The 255-nt window shown below is 62.0% G+C and carries 1 protein-coding gene; it reads right to left on the bottom strand.

The features are described 5' to 3' along the window. Positions 1 to 255 (bottom strand): transglutaminase-like domain-containing protein (locus C5P05_RS00330; protein WP_420130709.1); only part of this gene is annotated, 255 nt, incomplete at both ends.

Raw genomic sequence — 255 nt, forward strand, 5'->3', positions numbered from 1 at the left:
ATGGCGAAGTCGCGGCACGAACCCCGCCCACGGTCGAGCGATTCGATCGGCGTCTGGGTACCTTCGCTTTCGCGCACCTCGTACTGCAACGCTTCGGACACGCCGTGGCTGATCGCTTTCAGCAATTCCAGCGTGTCGGGTGCGGCACCCCGCACGAATGATCGGGCCCACTTCTGGAGGCGTCCCATCGGGTCAAGGTACTGCTGAATCGCGAGGGCGCCCAAATCAGCGCGATCATCGTTCGAATAGAAGAAG

Origin of the sequence: Rhodoferax ferrireducens (assembly GCF_003347515.1) — a bacterium.
Classification (GTDB): domain Bacteria; phylum Pseudomonadota; class Gammaproteobacteria; order Burkholderiales; family Burkholderiaceae_C; genus Rhodoferax.